The organism is Photobacterium salinisoli (assembly GCF_003614885.1).
Taxonomy (GTDB): Bacteria; Pseudomonadota; Gammaproteobacteria; order Enterobacterales; family Vibrionaceae; genus Photobacterium; species Photobacterium salinisoli.
In genome coordinates this window covers 833,592-849,742 of record NZ_QZMS01000007.1, presented here as the reverse complement: position 1 = coordinate 849,742, position 16,151 = coordinate 833,592, and the positions used below count along the sequence as shown (strand labels likewise).

The window sequence follows — 16,151 nt, the reverse complement described above, 5'->3', positions numbered from 1 at the left end:
TCACGTTTTGGCCAACAGGCTACTCGTTACTGATCTGAACACTTTCCAACGTTTGATTTAGCAGTGCGTCATCGGGTACACCGACCCCTACCTGGGTCACTGCCAGTGCCGACAACGCCGTCGCAAACGCCAGTGTTTCTTGTTTATTCCATTGATTGAGGTAACCCCAGCATAAGCCAGCCACAAGGGTATCCCCGGCGCCGACGGTGCTGACAACCTCCATAACTGGCGGCTGTGAGTGCAGCCAGCCAGACTCATCCAGCCACATCACGCCTTTCTCGCCCAGCGATACCACAACATTTGCGATATCCTGGCGATAGAGCGCTTCTGCGACGTTTTTCAGCTCTGCCGGTGTTTCCAACGGCTTGCCGCACCAGGCAGACAACTCTTCGTCATTGGGCTTCACCAGCCAGGGCGAAGCAGTCAGGCCGGCTTTTAATGCCTGATTACTGCTGTCAAACAGCACCTTTTTACCCTGTGCTTTTAGTCTTTTAATCCATTGCGCACAGACTTGCGGACTCAGTCCCGCCGGCAGGCTGCCAGCAATCACAAACACCTCATGCTGCTCGGCCAGCTCGAACAGTTTGCTCTCCATGGCGGCCACATCGTTCTGGCTGACTGTCACACCAGGAAAGTTGATGTCGCTGACACGGCCACTGGCTTCGACCAGTTTGACATTAATCCGGCTTGCGCCATGTACACGAACAAAGGCATCTTCAATACCGTACTGGCTGAAGAGTTCACAAAACGGATCCTGATTTTCGGTTCCCAGTAAACCGGTCACTGTGACAGCGGCGCCCAGTTCGGCCAGTACACGGGCGACATTCACCCCTTTTCCTGCCGGGTGCAGAGACCCGCGCTCGACCAGATTGACCGTACCTGCCTCCAGCACGGATAAACTGCCGGTCAGGTCCAGCGCCGGGTTGAGATTCACCGCCACCACTTTAGGCTGTGTGTCATTTCGGGTTGCCTGAGTATTCATCTATTTACCCTCGCCCAGTCCGCCAGCAATCGCATCTCCGATGGCCGACAGGGCTTCAGGGGCATCCGAACCGTCTGCCATAAATTCCAGTTCATGGCCATGCTTGACACCCAGCGCAATCACTTTCATCAGGCTCTTGGCATTGACTGATTTGCCGTCGCCCTGCAGATTTTTCACTTGAATCGCCGATTCGAATTTCTTCGCCACACTCACCAGCATGGCACCGGGACGGGCATGCAGGCCATGTGCATTGCGGATCCGGAACACGGCGGTGTTTGCTGCATCACTCGCCGCCGGCTGAGCGTCTGTAAACACTGCCGGTAATTGGGTCGCGTCGGCTTCAAACAGGGTGTGCAGCTGGTTCTGATAAATCTTTTGCGCCAGCAGGTTCAGCGGCTTTTGACAGGCCGCGTTACAGGCTGCCAGCATCAGCAAGCCTTTGACCGGTTGTTCTTGATGAAGGATTCCTTGTGACGGTGTCACAAAAGATAAGGCAGTACGGCTTACCCCTTTGCTGCTTCTTGCCAGCCACAGTCCCTGCCCAAGATACGACGCGCCCTCGGCTATCACATCAGCAACAAATGCGTTATCGGCTGCCTGCTTATTTTTAATAAGACCAGCCGCCACCGCTGTCAGTTGAAGTAAATCCGTTGCAGGAGAATGCAATGAAATCAGTGACTCATCAAAATCCGCTTCAAGCTGAGTGTCGCCATTCAGCAGTGAGATTACAGCCTCGGCAGTGTTACATTGCCGGATCTGCTCTTCCACACCGTCTGCCGACAGCACTTTAGTCAGTTGCTTCAGTATCCCGAGGTGCTCATCCGATTTCGCTGCAATGCCAATCGCCAGATACGCAATATTGCCGTCACCCCAGTCGACACCTTTCGGATAATGGTGAATTTTCACCCCGGTTTGCTGAACAAGATCGCGGGTATCGGTTGTACCGTGAGGGATAGCAATACCGCTACCGAGAAAGGTCGAGTTTTGCGCCTCCCGGGCCAGCATGCCTTTAACATAACCTTCAGACACCAAGCCTTGCTGGGTCAGTTCACCGGCAAGGGCCGATATGGCAGCGGTTTTATCTCTGGCTGATTGATTCAGCACAATGTCTTGTTGCGTCAGTGACAACATCTGTTTCACTCCCCTGTTTATTCTCACCGGCTCTGGAGGCCGGATATACTGAGTGTTTTGTCTGATATTCGATTCAGCTTTAACTATATCTAAAACCAAAGCTGAAACGATTCAGCATCGAGGTAAATAAAAAGTTTCAGCGTTGTACCAGAGAGTATAGAATATCTGAGAAGACAGTGCTGAAACCTTTCAGCTATGATGCTGGATCGATTCAGCAAGAATTGCAAACAATGGACATTGGATCCGTTTTGAATCTATGATCCACCACACACTTTGCCTGATTTTCGAGTGAATGAGACACGATGAAGTTAGATGAGATAGCCAGACTGGCAGGCGTTTCCCGTACAACGGCCAGCTATGTAATTAACGGCAAAGCCAGCCAGTACCGGATCAGTGAAAAGACCCAGCAAAAAGTCATGGCCGTGGTTGATGAACACAATTTCAAACCCGACCATGCTGCCAGCGCGCTGCGGGCAGGCAGCTCACGTTCACTTGGCCTGATCATCCCGGATCTGGAAAACTCCAGTTACGCAAAATTAGCCAAGCTTCTTGAACGTGATGCACGCAAAGCCGGCTATCAGGTGATTATCAGCTGTTCTGACGATGAGCCAGAGACCGAAATGAAAGTGGCGCAGACGCTGGTAGGACGTCGTATCGATGCCCTGATTGTGGCGAGCAGCCTACCTGCCGACAATGATTTTTACCGTCAGATCCAGCAGGCCGGTGTTCCCGTCATCGCAATTGACCGTGGCCTGGACGATGAATTTTTTGCCTGTGTGATCAGTGAAGATCACGACGGTGCTTATTCGCTGACCGAGCAGCTCATTAAAGACGACACCACGTCGATTGGCCTGATTGGCGCCGTACCCGATCTGGGTATCTCGCAACAACGGGAAATGGGATTCCATGCCGCCATCCGTGATCACCGGCCAGACATAGCAGTCAAAACGCTGTATGGCACTCACTTCAGTCCCGAAGAAGGCCAGCGTTTACTGCAGACCTGGATTGACAGCGATCAGGTGCCAGACAGTATTCTCATTACTTCCTACAGCTTGTTTGAAGGCATGCTGGACTGTTTTCTGTCCCACCCCGAGCTGATGACCACCACCCAACTGGCGACCTTTGGTGATCACAGATTGCTGGATTTTCTGCCCATGCGCATTCATTCTCTGCCACAGCAGTTTGAAGATATTGCTGACAGCGCACTGGAACTGGCGCTCAATGCCACCGCAGGCCGATATCGCGCCGGCGTCGAAGTGATTCCGCGTCAGCTTAAAATTCGCTGAGGGAAAGTGATACATCATCTTTCCTCGGCACTTTTTTCTGTCCGGTTTGCGACTCAATACCCTGTCAACTCCATAAAGCCTTGTCCGTGATGACTGCCGGAAGCGGTAACCGGGCCTTCCCAATACTGGAAAATGAACGGCAGTAATTGATCTTCCCTTTGCGCCTGCACATCGAGATCGATCTGCTGTGCTGGTACTTGTAAATGCCAGCGGATCGGGTATGCCCGGCCGGAAAGCGTGGTTGTTGCTATCGGGGTAAGCGACGCTTGATCTGAAGACAAGGCGATTGAACGGCCATCGGGCCAGCTCAGGCTGCCGAAGACAAAAGGATCATGCTGAGTACTGCGGAGCTGATAGAGCATGAGTGCGCGGCCGTCGTCCAGATGAAGGGAAAACCAGTCCCAGCCGGTTTGATGCTCAGACATCGCCTGGCTACTCCATTCGCGGTCAAACCAGCCCTCGCCTTTCACCGCCACCGGTACACCGTCCAGCGTCACAACCCCGTCCAGTAGCAAAAACGGCATGCTGTAATAGTAAGATGCCAGCCGTGGATCCATAGGATCTTTCTGGCTGTAACCCGCCTCACCCTGTCTGACCAGATTACCGTAGCTGCGGATATTGAGCGTTGCGGCCATGCTGGCATCTGCACTGACATCTGCAAACGTCAGGGTAGCGGGAAATGGTGATGAGTCCAGCCCCTGCCAGCGCCAGTTATCCAGCCAGAGGCGATACGGTTTTCCTTCCACACCGGCCTGACCTATCCCACCGCGGGCAAACCGCTCTGCCTGCCAGCGTTTCTCTGCCGTGGTCACCACAGCATGTGCCATAAACCGCTGTGTATCTTGCCAGCCTGTGGCGTTTTCAGACCCTGCAAACGGCTGAGTGGCAATGCGAAACAAAGTCCATTGCACCGCAATCCATTGGCCTTGCTCGGTTTCCAGATTAGCCGTCAGATACCACCATTCGGTACGAAACCCCGGATGACTCAGATGATCCCGCGGAAACACCAGAGGCTGACCGGGCAAGACCTGTTCAAAACCCGTCTGGCTCTGCTGCGACAGAATATCCGCAGCCCGGTTTTCTGACACAGACGGTTCGCACCCTGTTGTGCCAGACAGAAGACACAGAACAAAGATAATTCGCTTAAACAGCGCATCAGCACCCATCAGAATGCCTCCCTGAGCGACAGCATGGCTGAGCGCTTGACCAGTCGCCACACAGGCCACGCGCCGGCCAGCAGCAGTGCGGTCAGTGCCGTCCCGAGTGTGAGCAGGTACTGAAGCGGGAAAAACTGCACAGGCATGGTCCAGCCGAAAGAATACTTAAGCACTACATCGATCAGCAGTTGTGCCAGCAGTAAGCCAAGGGGTAATGCAATCATTGCCGTCAGTACGCCAATGGCTGCTAACTGCCCTCCTCCGAGTAAGGCCAGTTCTTTACCTGTCATACCCATACAGCGCAATAACGCAAACTGTCTCTGCCGCGATAGCTCACCCGCGATTGTCGCAATGAACAAACCACCGATTGACACCAAGAGTGTGAGCTTACCCAGCGTGGCTGTAACCACAAAAGTGCGATCAAATACCGTCAGTGCCTGTGCCATGATATGCGCGTTATCGCGAACCTGATTAGGTTTCAGACCAAATACTTGCTGCAAGTTGTCCTGAAAAACGGATGTGTGATCATCGTTGTTCAGATGGATGGCAAGACTGACTTTACCCTCCTGCTGAAACAGCCGGTGCCATTGTTCATCCGACACAAAGATCTGGCTGTACGGGTTGCCGTAGTCATAATAAATCCCGGCCATCAGCCAGTTATCACCCAGCCTTAATGGCAAATCAACACGCTGCCCGGGCTGCCATCCTCTTTTCAGCGCCAGAGATTCACTGGCCAGAAAGACTTTCTCGGTGCCGTTGGTTTGTAGTGCCGACCAGTAGCCGTCTATGTGTTGTTTCATGGGCAGCGACTGTTTTTCACCGTCTGAGCGACCAATACTGAGCACCTGCAAGGTGTGCTCCTTAAACTCAGCGGGGACTTCCTGCCGCCAGCGCCACCATACCTCTGTCACTTCAGGCTGTTCAGCGGCCCAGTTTGCTATGCCCGCGGCCTGAGCCGTGGCAGGCTGTACATAGATATCAGCAGCCAGCCTCTGGCCCAGCCAGGTCTGAGTGGCCTGCCGAAAGCTGCCCACCATGGTATCCATGCCTATTGTGGCTGCCAACGCCAGCATAAAGGCCATCGCCGCCACGCCCCGGTAACTCAGGCTGGCGGCGGCATCACTGAAAAACCAGCGTAAGCGTGGCGACCTCAGCCATCTGGCAATGGCTTTAAAAGCCGCCCACAACAGAAATGGCATGATCAAACCCGCCGCCGCTAACAGACAGCCAATCAGCACAAAGCCGGCAAACTGGCTGTGATCGACAAAGTAGACAATGACAGCAGCAATCATAAATACGCCGGACATACCGGCCTGCCAGATAAATTCCCGCCAGCTGCCTCTTACCATAGTCATATGCGCAGTCAGCCTGATTGGCTGAATACGGATCAGCCTCATCAGCGGCCAGCCGCACGCCAGCAAAGTGCCAAGAACAGCGATAACCAGACTCAGCGCGCCCCATTGCCAGTGCCATCCGGTTGTTAGCGCAATATTCGCCTGATAGAGATCACTCAGTGTCACGGCGACAGAAGGCAATAGCTGACGGGCCAGAAACAGCCCCAGCAAGTTACCGCCTGCGACACCAATCAACAGCCAGATGACCACTTCAATACACAAGGCGCTAGCCAACTGTCTGCCCGTCACGCCAGCCTGACAGAGCAAGCCAACCAGAAACTGGCGTTGCGTTAACGACAATGACATGGCCTGATAGAAGATGAACAGCCCGACGACAAAAGCCAGCATACCCATTGCAAACAAATTCAGGTGAAATGCCCGGGTGAGCGGCTCCAACTGCGCACTGTCATTTTCAGTCAGGATCAAACCACCGGGCAGCAAAGTATTGATGTCCTGTAACGCCTGACTGCTCAGAGATCCACACAGTACAGCGGTGAAACCGGAGCGGGGGAATAACTGCCTCACCAACCCCATGTCCGCCAGTAAGCGGGATCCCTGAATCCGGTTATTTCCCACCAGCACCAGGCGTCCGACTGCATCGCCAGAATCCAGCGTCAGTAGTTGCCCTTCTCTCAGTCCTTTTATCGCGGCCAGTTCCCGGTTTATCCATATCGGATACGGTTTTTGTGTCAGGGACAGTGCTCCAGTCACCTGACCGCCAGACTGAGTAAACGGCAGCATAACAAACGGATCGATACCAGCCAGCGTCAGCTCACCGGCTTCGGCCGTCTGAATCCTGTGGGTGTCGAGAGGTACACATTGCTTATATCCCAGCCGTCTCAGCTGAATGTAAAAGCCCTGAGGCACAGTCATTCCTGCCTGATGATGCCGGATGGCATACTGGAACGGGTTATCAAATAACAGTTCCCCAGCCCTGTAACTCGCCTTAGCCTGCTGATTGACCGCCAGCACACCAACGAGCAGAGCAACGCCCATCATTAATCCCAGCAGCAGGAGCACTACCTGCAGAGGGTGGCGCCGGTAATGTCCCCACAAAGCATTAAAGACGGGGCTGCGCATTCAGTACGCCCCCTTTTAGCACTATGCTGCCGTTCATATGTGAGGCAACCTGCTTGCTGTGAGTCACCAGCAGTAAAGAGCAATTCAGTTGCTCACAAAGCCCGCTCAGCAATCGCATCACGGCCTGAGCATTGCGCTCATCCAGACTGCCTGTCGGTTCATCGGCCAGCAGGATATCAGGTTCCATGTATAAGGCCCGTGCAATGGCCGCCCGTTGCTGCTGACCACCTGACATTTCCTCAGGATATCGCTTAAGCAAAGGTTTTAAATCCAGTGCAGAGACAATCGTTCGCCACAACTCAGGCTTTTCCGGTAAGCCTTTTAACTGACGACAAAACTCAATATTGTCTTGCGTTGTTAAAGTAGGAAGCAGATTAAACTGCTGAAAGATAAGACCAATATGATGACGGCGAAAAGCAGTACGCTCACGTTCTGTGACGGCATGAATCGGGGTATCTGCCAGCCAGATTTCCCCTTTGTCAGCCTTATCCAGCCCGGCAATAAGATTGAGCAATGTGCTTTTCCCGGACCCGCTTTCCCCCATCAATGCAACCTGTTCACCCCGCTGCAATGTCAGTTCGGCTCCCTGAAGCACAGAATGAAACTCATTGCCATCCTGATACCCTTTGCAGAGATCAATGAGTCGTAGCATTCCCACCTCCGTGGACACAATGCAGACCTCCATTTAAAAGCTAACCGCCGCTTATCAGCCTGAAATCAATCTATTTTCAGAAGAAAGGATTCAGGAGCTAAGTGTAGTACAAGGCTTGATAAACCGATTGGGTGTTTAAAAGTGCTTACTTGTCTCAAGCGGTCACCATCACCTCACGACGAAACAAACTATCCTTATACAGCAATACAGCAACGCCTGAGTTCAGCTTGAAGTGGCATCAACTCCCCGGACAGGTACAGGGGTAATCAGAAATGGCAAATCCGCTCATTAAGAAATCAGCAAAGGCTGCTGCTGCCAATCTGGCACATTACCGGCACAGCTATAATGAATTCGATAGCTCTTGTTCAGACTTACCTCAACTGACAAGGCTGCCTAACGGCGGTCTGAATATTTGCTTTGAGGCACTGGACCGTCACCTCAATAGCCCTGTCGCAGATAAACTTGCTATGCGCTGGATCAGTAAAAATGATCAGGTAACCGACTACAGTTACCGCGCACTGAGTCAACTCACCAGCCGTTTTGCCAGCATACTTCCAACTTTAGGCTTACCGGTAGGTGCACGTATTTTCAGCCTTCTCGGACGCCAGCCTGAACTTTATATAGCGGCGCTTGGTACGTTAAAAGCCGGTTGTGTTTTTACGCCACTATTTTCTGCTTTCGGTCCTGAACCTCTTCATTCACGAATGGAAATTGGCGAAGCCCAATTACTGCTGACCACCCTCAACCTGTATCGAAAAAAAGTGAAATCATGGCGACATACACTGCCAAGTTTGAAAGCCGTCATTTTAATCGATGGTGAGCCTGATTCCGAACCCGATTGCTACTTGTTGGCAGAGTTAATGCAGCAAGCCAACCCCGACTTTCCTTGCGTCGCCACGCAACCCGAAGACATGGCCCTGCTGCACTTTACCAGCGGGACGACCGGCAAGCCTAAAGGTGTCATCCATGTGCATCAGGCCGTTGAGTACCACCAGTTATCGGCTTACTGGGCGCTTGATCTGACACCCTCAGATATTTACTGGTGCACGGCCGATCCGGGCTGGGTGACCGGCACGTCCTACGGCATCATTGCCCCGTTATGCTTAGGCGTGACAATGATCATCGACGAAGCCGAATTTGACGTAGAGCGCTGGTATCGCCTGCTTCAGCAACAACAGGTAACTGTCTGGTATACAGCGCCAACCGCCATTCGGATGCTGATGAAAGCAGGCACCGACATCCGAAATCAGTACGACCTGTCGTCGCTGCGCTTTATGGCCAGTGTCGGTGAACCGCTTAATCCTGAAGCCGTCATTTGGAGCCAGAATGTCTTTTCTGTCCCTTTTCATGACAACTGGTGGCAGACAGAAACCGGCGGCATCATGATTGCCAACTTCGCCAGTCAGGATATCAAACCCGGGTCTATGGGCCGTCCCCTTCCCGGCATCGAGGCTGCAATCCTGAATCATAATGACAACGGGGCGAGTGAGGTGATTTCTGCGCCAATGCAAGTTGGCGAACTCGCCCTCAGACCCGGCTGGCCATCCATGTTTCGTGGCTACCTGCATCAGGAAGAAAAATACCACCGCTGCTTTGCTAACGGCTGGTATCTTAGCGGCGATCTGGCAATGAAAGATAAAGATGGCTATTTCTGGTTTGTCGGACGCAAAGATGATCTCATCAAGTCTTCCGGACATCTGATCGGCCCGTTTGAAGTTGAAAGCGCCCTGATGGAGCATGAAGCCGTGGCGGAAGTCGGCGTTATAGGTAAACCGGATCCTGTCGCAGGTGAAATCGTCAAAGCTTTCGTAACCCTCAAGCCTGGTTTCACACCCGATGACGCTTTGCAAAAAGCGTTACTGGGTTTTGCCCGCCAGCGTTTGGGGGCTGCCGTGGCGCCTAAGGACATTGTTTTTCGCCGCAACCTGCCTAAAACCCGCAGCGGAAAAATCATGCGCCGACTGCTGAAAGCCCGTGAGCTCGGGCTACCCGAAGGTGATATATCAACTCTGGAGAGCGACGAACAATGATCAGCAAACTCCATATCGACCGTGCTCACTTGCTGCAACAGCTCAAACAAATGCTTAGGATCCGCCGTTTTGAAGAAAAATGTGCCGAACTCTATGCACTGGAGAAGATTCGTGGCTTTCTGCACCTCTATATCGGTGAAGAAGCCGTGGCCGTTGGTGTCATGAGCGTGCTGAGTGCCGATGATCAGGTCGTTGCAACCTACAGGGAACACGGCCATGCACTGGCTCGCGGGGTAAGCATGGGCAGTATCCTGGCTGAAATGTACGGCCGGACCACAGGCTGCAGTCGCGGACGTGGCGGGTCAATGCATCTGTTCGACCGGGCAACACATTTTTATGGCGGAAATGCCATTGTCGGCGGCGGACTGCCTCTGGCAACAGGATTAGCGTTAGCCAACAAAAAAATGCAGCGTCTGGCACTGACGGCCTGCTTTTTTGGCGAAGGCGCCGTCGCTGAAGGTGAATTTCATGAGAGCCTCAATCTTGCGGCTCTGTGGCAGTTACCTGTGTTATTTATCTGTGAGAACAACAACTACGCGATGGGTACCGCACTGGCTCTGTCTGAGTCAGAAACCAATATCGCCAAAAAGGCCGATAGTTACGGTATTGCCGCCGCACAAGTGGACGGCATGAATGTGGTCGATGTGGAGGCTGCCACCCTTGAAGCCACTGAGTTCATTCACAAACATCAAAAACCTTACCTGCTCGAATGTAAAACCTACCGTTTTCGCGGTCACTCCAGCTTCGATAGTCAGCTCTACCGTGAAAAAGAAGAAATTGCCCTGTGGGAAGAAAAAGGACCAGTCAGGCAACTGGTGCAATGGATGAGAAACAACAGCCATTTACTGGACAGTGAATTGGATGAAATGGAAAAAGACGTTGAAAAGGAAATTCAGGCTGCTGTTCGCTTTGCTGAAGCCGGGGAGTGGGAACCGGTTGAAGATTTGTATCGGGATGTTTATAGCCCCCGGCAAACAAACAGTTAAATCGACTTGCGGGAATCAAAAAAATGGCATCAGAAACAATGAGCTACCGGGAAGCGTTACGTGCCGGTCTGGAAGAAGCACTGATTCAGGATCCCCGTGTCTTCCTGATGGGTGAAGATGTCGGGCGGTATGGTGGCTGCTACGCCGTCAGTAAAGGACTGCTCGCCCAGTTTGGTGCTGAACGCATTATCGACACGCCACTGTGCGAATCCGGCTTTGTCGGCGTAGGCATTGGCGCGGCGCTTGGTGGAATGCGCCCGATTGTCGAGATCATGACAGTCAACTTCAGCCTGCTGGCAATGGACCAAATTGTCAATACGGCTGCTACCCTGCGACACATGTCAGGCGGTCAGTTCAATGTTCCCCTGGTGATCCGTATGGCCTGCGGAGCTGGCAGGCAACTGGCCGCCCAGCACTCGCACAGCTGGGAAAATTTTTATGCCCATATACCCGGTCTCAAAGTCCTGAGTCCGGCCACCCACAGTGATGCCAGATACATGCTGGGACAGGCGCTGGCCGATCCGGATCCTGTCCTGATTTTCGAGCATGTCATGCTGCTCAATGAACCCGGTACTGTCCCTGACAACCCTGATGCTCCAAAGGAAAACGCACTGATCCGCCGCATCGGGACGCAGATCAGCCTGATCACCTATGGTGGCAATTTGCATAAAGCCCTCACTGCTGCAGAGCAATTAGAACAGGACGGCATTTCTGCGGAGGTGGTCGATCTGCGCTGCCTGCGTCCACTGGATAAACCCACATTGCTTGAGAGCGTCAGCAAAACTCACCGCGCCGTCATCATTGATGAGGGCTGGCAAACCGGCAGTCTGGCCGGTGAAATCAGCGCCATCATCATGGAAGAAGGATTCTGGCATCTGGATGCTCCGGTCAAACGGGTCTGCAGTGCAGAAGTGCCTATTCCCTATCCCCGGCATCTGGAGCAGGCTGCCCTGCCTCAGGTTGAACAAATTGTCGCGACGGCCAAAGCCGTCATGGAAGGACGCTGATGGCTCATCAAACCTTTGACATTGTGATGCCTTCTCTGGGTGCCGACATGCGTGACGGCATGCTTACTGAATGGCTGGTTGCAGAAGGCGATCATGTCAACAAAGGTGACTCTATCGCCGTGATTGAAACCAATAAAGGCGCTATTGAGATGGAAAGCTACCACACCGGCACCATCAGCCGGCTTTTGGTACAGCCTATGTCCACACTGCCTGTCGGGGCCATTCTGGGCAACATGGTTATCGACATTGAATCAGACACAGATCGCATGGCACAGCCAGCTGAACAACCATCGCCCCAGATACAAGATAAACGTCAGGCAGCTCCCGCCCCTGCACCAGCTCAAACCAAAGCGACCTCCGCACGCTCCGAGGCGAGCGTTCCCAAAGCCTCGCCTGTTGTCCGGGCAATCGCGCGACAGCAACAATTGAATCTGCAAGGCATCGCAGGATCGGGACCGTCCGGTGCAATTTTATTGCGGGATTTGAACACGACGCATCAGACTCAGCAAAGCAGTGACGCAGAACCGCCAGCGAGATCATCGACAACCGTGACGACTGGCACTGGTACCAACCAAGGTCATCAAGACACCATGCGAGCAGCGATTGCCGCGGCGATGGAAAAATCCAAACGGGAAATCCCTCACTACTATCTGAGCCATGAAGTTGATCTCAGCGCGGCACAGCAATGGCTGAGCGATCAAAATGCTGGAAGGGACCCAGAAGAGCGCCTGCTGTTACCGGCACTTCTCATCAGGGCCGTCGCCACACTCTTGCCTCGATTTCCGACACTGAACGGGTACTACCGGAACGGAGGATTTGAGCAGACACAGGCCGTCCACATCGGTACTGTGATCAGCCTGCGCGAAGGTGGGCTGAAGGTGCCTGCCATTCACAACGCTGACCAGCTGTCGCTCAATGACACCATGCTGGCGCTCAGGGATATCAGCCTTCGCAGCCGGAGCGGCCGGCTTCGCAGCTCGGAGCTGACAGATGCCACAATCACTATTACCAGTATCGGCGAGCGTGGATGTGATGGTGTGTTTGGTGTCATTTACCCACCGCAAGTCGCCATACTGGGTTTTGGCAGCTTGCGTCAATCAGCCCAGGTGAAAAACAATCAGATCGAAATCTGCGATACTCTGACAGTCACGCTCAGCGCTGACCACAGGGTCAGCGACGGCATAGTGGGTGCCAGATTTCTTCACGCGTTGTCTCAGCAATTACAACAACCGGAGCAATTATGAACAAAGACGGCATCAGGGCCCTGATCATGGAAGCCATACAGAGTGTCGCTCCGGAAGTCACGGAAGCGGACATTGATCCGAATGAGGATCTGCGCGAAGCCTGCGATCTCGACTCAATGGATTTTCTTAACCTGCTGGGTGCTCTGAAGCATAACTGCGGTGTGAACATCCCGGAAGCTGATTATCCGCGCGTCAGAACGTTCACAGGCATGGTTGACTATCTCAATGATCACTTAGCTTAGATACTGCCCGACAGACAGGCTTTTTCATTGCACCTGATGCCCGGTGCGAATGTCGGCCAAGTGCAGACGGATCTGTTTCTCAATTTCGAGAATCGCAAAGAATACACATCCGACGACCATAATGATCACTCCCTCCCAGAACGGAATAGCCACTGTGCCGAAAAGAATCTGTAACGGTGCCAGGTACGTGATAGCAAATTGTGACACTGTCACACAAACAACAGTCAGCCAGACAACCCTGGTGCCGGCGATCAGATCCCATTTCAACGATGTTCCATAAATATTCCTGATAAAAAACAAGTGGAATATTTCCATGACAACTAATGTATTGAGTGCCATTGTGCGCGCGAGTTCTAAAGAATACGCCTGCTCAACAGCGTAAGAATACATACCGAACACGCCCCCAAGCAGCAGGACAGAAACAAAAACGATACGCCATGCCAATTCTCCGTTCAGCAATGGTTCATTACGCGGACGCGGTGGCCTGCTCATGGTATTGGCTTCCGTTGGCTCGAAAGCCAGGGCAATCCCCAGGGTGATCGCAGTGATCAGGTTCACCCATAGAATCTGGATGGGCGTGATCGGCATTGTCATCCCAAAGAGCAACGCCACCATGATAGTCAAAGCCTCTCCGGCATTAGTCGGCAGGGTCCAACTGATGACCTTTTTGATATTGTCGTAAACCGTTCGCCCTTCACGAACCGCAGCGACAATTGACGCAAAATTATCATCAACCAGCACGAGTTCGGCTGCTTCTTTCGCCGCTTCACTGCCTTTGAGCCCCATGGCTATCCCTGCATCGGCACGCTTGAGTGCCGGGGCATCATTAACGCCGTCACCTGTCATCGCAATGGTCATCCCATGAGATTGCAGTGCCATCACAAGCCGCAATTTATCCTCCGGGCTGGTGCGGGCAAATATATCCGTATCTATCACAGCCGCCGCCAGCGCATAATCATCCATGGCATTCAGGTCGGCCCCCGTCAACACCTTGTCGGGATTTTGCAAATGAAGTTTTTTCGCGATCGCGGCGGCTGTACCCTTGTGATCACCGGTAATCATTTATACCCGGATACCGGCAGTGTGGCATTCCGCAATCGCGTCAATGGCTTCAGGACGCGGCGGATCGATAAGACCAACAACGCCAATCAATGTCAGGCCCTGCTCAACATCGGTAAATTCAAGAACAGTATGATCCGGCGGTACTGATTTGACAGCAAAGGCAAGTACGCGCTGTCCTTGAGCAGCAATGTCCTCAGCTTGCTGATGCCAGTAACTGGCGTTAAAGGCTTCGCTTTTTCCAGCCACTGTGCGCTGCTGAGCACACATCAAAAAGATTTGCTCCGGGGCACCCTTTACCGCAATAAACGCATGGTTTTCATGGTCATGATTGAGTGTAGCCATGAAGCGGTGCTTTGCATCAAAGGGAATGACATCGGTCCGCATCCAGTCACTGAGTTCCTCCTGAATATCAATGCCCATTTTACCGGTCAGGGCGAGCAAAGCTCCCTCCATCGGGTCGCCAACGACAACCCATGACCCGTTGTGATGGTGTAAAGAAGCGTCATTACACAATACGGCGACATGACCAAGTTCATTCAGGATGGCATGTTCATTCGCACTGACTGCCACTGCATTTAACCAGATTTCACCTTTCGGCTCGTACCCCATCCCTCCCAGTGAAAAAACATGAGCTTCGGTCACGACAGAAGCAACCATCATCTCGTTACAAGTCAGTGTGCCCGTCTTATCCGTACAAATTACCGATACCGCCCCCAGCGTTTCAATGGCCGGCAAACGCCTGACAATGACATTACGGCGTGCCATTGTCTGCACACCAACGGCCAGCGTGATGGTCAGCACCGCTGGCAGTCCCTCTGGGATGGCAGCGACTGAAAGCCCCACAACAGCCATCAGCATTTCTGAGAAGGAAAAATTGCCAACAAAATACCCGTAGACCAGAACCACAGCGGCAATTAACAAAATCAGGGCGGTTAACCATCGCGCAAACACATTCATCTGTGTGATCAATGGTGTTGTTAATGTTTCAATGGTTGAAAGCATGCCACTGATACGGCCAATTTCCGTGTCCGCCCCGGTAGCAACCACAACTCCCCACCCCAGCCCGCTGGTCACAAGCGTACCGCTGTATGCCATACATACTCTGTCTCCGAGAGCAGAATTCATTGCAACCGCGCGTGTGTCTTTCTTAACGGGAACAGACTCGCCAGTCAGTATTGCTTCCTGAATCTGAAGGCTGTTCACCTGCAAAAGCCTAAGATCGGCGGGCACCTTATCACCCGCTTCAAGCAGCACTATGTCTCCGGGCACGAGCTTTTCGCCTTCTACCGTATGACGCATCCCTTCTCGCAATACCGATGCTTTCAATGCCAGCATATGACGAATGGCATCCATCGCCTGTTCCGCTTTCCCCTCCTGAATGAAACCAATGACCGCATTCACAATGACGACAGCGAGGATCACAAACGTATCTGCCACATGCCCGAGCATAGCTGTCATGGCAGCAGAACCAAGAAGCACGTAGATAAGAATGTTGTGGAACTGCTTTAGAAAACGATACAGGGGGTGTGGCTTAGGAGGCTCTGGCAAACGGTTTGGGCCATAAACGGACAGACGTTTTGCCGCTTCTTCGGAAGAGAGGCCATTTTTATGCGAACTCATGGCATCAATGGCCTCTGCTGATGCCATTTCGTGCCATTCCCTTTTTGTTTGGCTTGCTGCTAGACGTTGCATTATTTGATGACCCCTCCTTCCTTTGACAATTTACCCAGCAATGACGTCAGCAGGTAACAACTGATGACCGACTCCTGATAACCGTAAAAAACAGATGGATAATATCTTAATCCCTACCCATTAATGGCAGGCTCTGATGAGGAGTCAAGATTGACGGTAATAAACCGATTGTTCCACCGTAACTTGGCTCACTTTTTGGGTGTGAA

General features: G+C 52.8%; 13 protein-coding genes. 6 read left to right on the top strand and 7 right to left on the bottom strand.

All coding sequences use genetic code 11. From position 1 onward, the window contains the following. Nucleotides 1-19 precede the first annotated feature (19 nt). The gene (gene pfkB / locus D6M16_RS04540; RefSeq protein WP_120510762.1) at nt 20-982 is read right to left on the bottom strand and encodes a 1-phosphofructokinase; all 963 of its coding nucleotides are present in this window, start codon (nt 980-982) and stop codon (nt 20-22) included. After that, nucleotides 983-2,113, bottom strand: a complete 1,131-nt coding sequence (gene fruB, locus D6M16_RS04535; RefSeq protein WP_120510761.1) for a fused PTS fructose transporter subunit IIA/HPr protein — start codon at nt 2,111-2,113, stop codon at nt 983-985. Nucleotides 2,114-2,415: 302 nt separating this feature from the next. Here fruB and cra point away from each other — a divergent pair, with 302 nt between their 5' ends. Beyond that, on the top strand, nt 2,416-3,399 hold the full coding sequence (gene cra / locus D6M16_RS04530) for a catabolite repressor/activator (protein ID WP_120510760.1): 984 nt from the start codon (nt 2,416-2,418) through the stop codon (nt 3,397-3,399). Nucleotides 3,400-3,452: 53 nt separating this feature from the next. Here the strand turns inward: cra and D6M16_RS04525 are convergent, their stop codons facing one another. Genes D6M16_RS04525 through D6M16_RS04515 form a run of 3 tightly spaced genes read right to left on the bottom strand, consistent with a single transcriptional unit; the run spans nt 3,453 to nt 7,682 of the window. Further along, the gene (locus D6M16_RS04525; protein WP_162940927.1) at nt 3,453-4,616 is read right to left on the bottom strand and encodes a lipocalin-like domain-containing protein; all 1,164 of its coding nucleotides are present in this window, start codon (nt 4,614-4,616) and stop codon (nt 3,453-3,455) included. After that, nucleotides 4,565-7,030 carry an ABC transporter permease gene (locus D6M16_RS04520; RefSeq protein ID WP_120510758.1) on the bottom strand — a complete coding sequence of 822 codons (2,466 nt, stop codon included), beginning with the start codon at nt 7,028-7,030 and terminating at the stop codon, nt 4,565-4,567. Before D6M16_RS04520 ends, D6M16_RS04525 begins: the two co-directional genes overlap by 52 nt. Further along, a complete protein-coding gene (locus tag D6M16_RS04515) occupies nt 7,011-7,682 on the bottom strand; it encodes an ABC transporter ATP-binding protein (protein ID WP_120510757.1) in 672 nt (223 codons plus the stop codon). The genes D6M16_RS04520 and D6M16_RS04515 overlap by 20 nt, the downstream gene beginning before the upstream one ends. Before the next feature lie 272 nt (nt 7,683-7,954). Here D6M16_RS04515 and acsA point away from each other — a divergent pair, with 272 nt between their 5' ends. The 5 genes from acsA to D6M16_RS04490 are packed head-to-tail and all read left to right on the top strand — an operon-like array spanning nt 7,955 to nt 13,191. Continuing rightward, complete coding sequence (gene acsA, locus D6M16_RS04510; protein ID WP_120510756.1) at nt 7,955-9,712, top strand: acetate--CoA ligase; 1,758 nt, start codon at nt 7,955-7,957, stop codon at nt 9,710-9,712. Beyond that, a complete protein-coding gene (pdhA, locus tag D6M16_RS22475) occupies nt 9,709-10,698 on the top strand; it encodes a pyruvate dehydrogenase (acetyl-transferring) E1 component subunit alpha (RefSeq protein ID WP_120510755.1) in 990 nt (329 codons plus the stop codon). Before acsA ends, pdhA begins: the two co-directional genes overlap by 4 nt. A gap of 23 nt (nt 10,699-10,721) precedes the next feature. After that, entirely contained in the window at nt 10,722-11,705 is a 984-nt protein-coding gene (locus D6M16_RS22470; RefSeq protein WP_120510754.1) for an alpha-ketoacid dehydrogenase subunit beta, read from the top strand. Continuing rightward, on the top strand, nt 11,705-12,949 hold the full coding sequence (locus D6M16_RS04495; protein ID WP_205576830.1) for a dihydrolipoamide acetyltransferase family protein: 1,245 nt from the start codon (nt 11,705-11,707) through the stop codon (nt 12,947-12,949). Before D6M16_RS22470 ends, D6M16_RS04495 begins: the two co-directional genes overlap by 1 nt. Further along, nucleotides 12,946-13,191 (top strand): acyl carrier protein, encoded by a 246-nt coding sequence (locus tag D6M16_RS04490; RefSeq protein ID WP_120510753.1) that lies wholly within the window; start codon nt 12,946-12,948, stop codon nt 13,189-13,191. The genes D6M16_RS04495 and D6M16_RS04490 overlap by 4 nt, the downstream gene beginning before the upstream one ends. A 24-nt stretch (nt 13,192-13,215) precedes the next feature. On the opposite strand, the gene D6M16_RS22385 is transcribed toward D6M16_RS04490, so the two are convergent. Together D6M16_RS22385 and D6M16_RS22380 are read right to left on the bottom strand one after the other, a co-directional pair. Beyond that, nucleotides 13,216-14,253, bottom strand: a complete 1,038-nt coding sequence (locus D6M16_RS22385) for an HAD-IC family P-type ATPase (RefSeq protein ID WP_205576829.1) — start codon at nt 14,251-14,253, stop codon at nt 13,216-13,218. After that, nucleotides 14,254-15,900: a cation-translocating P-type ATPase gene (locus D6M16_RS22380; protein ID WP_205576828.1), complete on the bottom strand. Its 1,647-nt coding sequence runs from the start codon at nt 15,898-15,900 to the stop codon at nt 14,254-14,256. Nucleotides 15,901-16,151: the final 251 nt, after the last annotated feature.

Excerpts from the sequence above, each read along its gene's own strand:
- D6M16_RS04520 (WP_120510758.1), bottom strand. The coding sequence starts at position 7,030 with ATGCGCAGCCCCGTCTTTAATGCTTTGTGGGGACATTACCGGCGCCAC.
- pdhA (WP_120510755.1), top strand. The coding sequence starts at position 9,709 with ATGATCAGCAAACTCCATATCGACCGTGCTCACTTGCTGCAACAGCTC.
- fruB (WP_120510761.1), bottom strand. The coding sequence starts at position 2,113 with ATGTTGTCACTGACGCAACAAGACATTGTGCTGAATCAATCAGCCAGA.
- pfkB (WP_120510762.1), bottom strand. The coding sequence starts at position 982 with ATGAATACTCAGGCAACCCGAAATGACACACAGCCTAAAGTGGTGGCG.
- D6M16_RS22380 (WP_205576828.1), bottom strand. The coding sequence starts at position 15,900 with ATGGCATCAGCAGAGGCCATTGATGCCATGAGTTCGCATAAAAATGGC.
- D6M16_RS04490 (WP_120510753.1), top strand. The coding sequence starts at position 12,946 with ATGAACAAAGACGGCATCAGGGCCCTGATCATGGAAGCCATACAGAGT.
- D6M16_RS22385 (WP_205576829.1), bottom strand. The coding sequence starts at position 14,253 with ATGATTACCGGTGATCACAAGGGTACAGCCGCCGCGATCGCGAAAAAA.
- D6M16_RS22470 (WP_120510754.1), top strand. The coding sequence starts at position 10,722 with ATGGCATCAGAAACAATGAGCTACCGGGAAGCGTTACGTGCCGGTCTG.
- D6M16_RS04515 (WP_120510757.1), bottom strand. The coding sequence starts at position 7,682 with ATGCTACGACTCATTGATCTCTGCAAAGGGTATCAGGATGGCAATGAG.
- acsA (WP_120510756.1), top strand. The coding sequence starts at position 7,955 with ATGGCAAATCCGCTCATTAAGAAATCAGCAAAGGCTGCTGCTGCCAAT.
- cra (WP_120510760.1), top strand. The coding sequence starts at position 2,416 with ATGAAGTTAGATGAGATAGCCAGACTGGCAGGCGTTTCCCGTACAACG.
- D6M16_RS04495 (WP_205576830.1), top strand. The coding sequence starts at position 11,705 with ATGGCTCATCAAACCTTTGACATTGTGATGCCTTCTCTGGGTGCCGAC.